Source organism: Prevotella pallens ATCC 700821 (assembly GCF_000220255.1).
GTDB classification, from domain to species: Bacteria; Bacteroidota; Bacteroidia; order Bacteroidales; family Bacteroidaceae; genus Prevotella; species Prevotella pallens.
The window spans coordinates 1,455,692-1,458,821 of sequence record NZ_GL982513.1; the positions used below are offsets into that span (position 1 = coordinate 1,455,692).

Annotated in this window: 1 protein-coding gene and 1 pseudogene; both read left to right on the forward strand. The window is 35.2% G+C overall.

Annotated features, from left to right (window positions below; all coding sequences use genetic code 11):
* Positions 1–556 (forward strand): annotated as a pseudogene (locus HMPREF9144_RS14070) (transposase); the annotation flags it as partial.
* Positions 557–946: 390 nt separating this feature from the next.
* The gene (gene thrS / locus HMPREF9144_RS05615) at positions 947–2,896 is read left to right on the forward strand and encodes a threonine--tRNA ligase (RefSeq protein WP_006044942.1); all 1,950 of its coding nucleotides are present in this window, start codon (positions 947–949) and stop codon (positions 2,894–2,896) included.
* Positions 2,897–3,130: the final 234 nt, after the last annotated feature.

Genomic DNA, 3,130 nt, shown 5'->3' on the forward strand with positions numbered 1-3,130 from the left:
TTTGTAAGTGAGCACCTTCCCAATGCTGCATTTGTAGTAGACCACTTTCATGTAACCAAGCTTATGAACGAAAAGCTGGATTTGCTAAGGAGACTGTTATGGCATAAGGAAAAGGACATCAACAAGCGTAAAGTAATCAAAGGAACACGTTGGTTGTTACTCAGAAATGGAAATGATATTTTTGATTATGTACACAGAAATAGACTGTAGAATGCCCTAAGCCTAAACCGTCCGCTGATGATTGCCTATTATCTCAAAGAAGATCTTAAGGAAATATGGAATCAGTGTAGTAAGCAAAAAGCTAAAAGATGTGTTGGATGAATGGGTAAAGCAAGCTATAGAATCTAAAATACAGCCATTGGTGAAAATGGCTTCAACTATTAGAGCATACAAGACATACATATTAGCATGGTATGACCATTATATAACAAATGGAACAATAGAAGGTATTAATAATAAAATAAAGGTTTTGAAAAGACAGATATATGGATTCAGAAATGAGGAATACTTCACATTAAGGCTATATGCATTGCATGATAGGCGTCTACGCATTTAACGGAAGACCTTTTAAATCTCTGTACAACTATGATAGCCGGCGTAATAGAAAGTGTCTGCAGAGGTAGTTAATAGGAAAAAATGTCTAGTAAAATTAGGAAAAATCAAATACGTAAAGATTGTAGTTTGTTATGATATCTAATTTATAATTGATAGATATCTGAGACGTGCGTGGCAGATATCTAAAATGCAACTGATAGATATCTAAAATAAAAGCAACTCCATCTAATAAACTTTTATACACATCTGAGCTATTCTATTAAATTGATAAACATCTACCTTTATCATATAGGAGTGGTATAAAAAAAGATAAACTTTAAGAATATTAGTGCATTTTTCATTAGAAAGTCGTACCTTTGCCACATATTGATTTATAAAACTAATTTGTATTATGGTTAAAATCACTTTTCCAGATGGTTCTGTTCGTGAATATGAACAAGGGGTAACTGGACTTCAAATTGCAGAGAGCATTTCGCCAGCTCTCGCTCGCAACGTTGTATCTTGCGGGATTAATGGTGTAACAACTGAGTTAAATCGTCCTATTAATGAGGATGCAACAATAGCTTTGTACAAGTTTGAAGACGAGGAAGGAAAGCATACTTTCTGGCACTCTTCAGCACACTTATTGGCAGAAGCTTTGAAAGAACTTTATCCAGGTATTCAGTTCGGATTTGGTCCTGCTATTGAGAATGGTTTCTTCTACGATGTACAACCAGCTAATGGACAAGTTATTTCTGAGACAGATTTTCCTAAGATTGAACAGAAAATGCTTGAATTAGCAAAAAAAGATTTAAAGATTGTTCGTCGTGATGTTTCTAAAGAAGACGCTATTAAAGAATTTACAGCTGATGGACAAGAATATAAAGTAGAACACATTGTTGAGGACCTTGAAGATGGTACAATATCAACTTATTCGCAAGGAAACTTCACAGATCTTTGTCGTGGTCCTCATCTTATGTCTACAGGTGCAATAAAAGCTGTCAAACTAACAAGTGTAGCAGGTGCATTCTGGCGTGGAGATGCAAAAAGCGATCAATTGACACGTATTTATGGTATAACCTTCCCCAAAAAGAAGATGCTTGATGAGTATCTTGCAATGTTGGAAGAAGCGAAGAAGCGCGATCATCGTAAGATAGGTAAGGAGATGGAGCTCTTTACATTTTCTGAGCGAGTTGGTAAAGGACTTCCTATTTGGCTACCAAAAGGTACGCAGCTTCGTCTTCGTTTACAAGAAGTTCTTAGAAAATTACAACGTCCATATCATTATCAAGAGGTCATCACGCCTGGAATTGGTGGGAAAAATCTTTATGTAACATCTGGACATTATGCTCATTATGGCAAGGATTCATTCCAACCTATACAAACTCCAGAGGAAGATGAAGAGTATATGCTTAAACCAATGAACTGTCCACATCACTGTGAAGTTTTTGCATATAAGCCACGTTCTTATAAAGATTTACCATTACGTATTGCAGAGTTTGGAACTGTATTCCGTTATGAAAAAAGTGGAGAATTGCACGGTTTAACTCGCGTTCGTACGTTTACCCAAGATGATGCTCATATATTTGTTCGTCCAGAACAATTGCGGAAAGAGTTTGAAGATGTTATTGATATTATCTTAAAAGTATTCGCTACATTTGGATTCAATGATTATGAAGCACAAATCTCACTCCGTGATCCTGCCGATAAAGAAAAGTATATTGGTTCGGATAAAGTGTGGGAAGAAAGTGAACGAGCTATAAAAGAAGCTTGTGAAGAAAAAGGACTAAATGCACGAGTAGAAATAGGTGAAGCTGCTTTTTATGGCCCTAAACTCGACTTTATGGTTAAAGATGCTATTGGACGTAGATGGCAATTAGGTACAATTCAAGTAGATTATAACCTGCCTAATAGATTTAAATTGGAATATACAGCAGAAAATAATACGAAAGAAACTCCTGTAATGATTCACCGTGCTCCATTTGGTTCATTAGAACGGTTTACAGCAGTCTTAATAGAACATACTGCAGGACATTTCCCATTATGGCTAACCCCAGATCAAGTAGCTATTCTGCCTATCTCAGAGAAATATAATGACTATGCACAAGATGTAAAGCAATACTTTGAATTGCATGATGTGCGTGCTTTAGTTGATGATCGTAATGAAAAGATAGGAAGAAAGATACGTGATAATGAATTGAAGCGTATCCCATATATGGTAATTGTTGGCGAAAAAGAAATGGAAGGTGGTCTGGTTTCTATGCGCCAACAAGGTGGAGGAGAACAGGCTACAATGACCAAAGAAGACTTTGTTCAACGTATTCAAAACGAAGTTGCTGAGCAAACAAAAAGTTTAAATTAGACAAAATCATAGATCATAAGGTGGGACCTTTAGATGAATAGAATGTGAAATCGAGATATAAATCCTCATAACCTCTTCGAATTATCGACAGTGTTTAAAGATATTTATATCTCGATTCATATTGATATTAGATTTCCACTCCAATTAAAAAACTAGATTATAAAAGGTTTATTTAACATCATATTCAGGAAATTAATAATAAATAAAGCTAAATATTGCTATATTCTAAAAAAA

Coding starts and splice junctions, on each gene's coding strand:
- thrS (WP_006044942.1), top strand. CDS start 947: ATGGTTAAAATCACTTTTCCAGATGGTTCTGTTCGTGAATATGAACAA.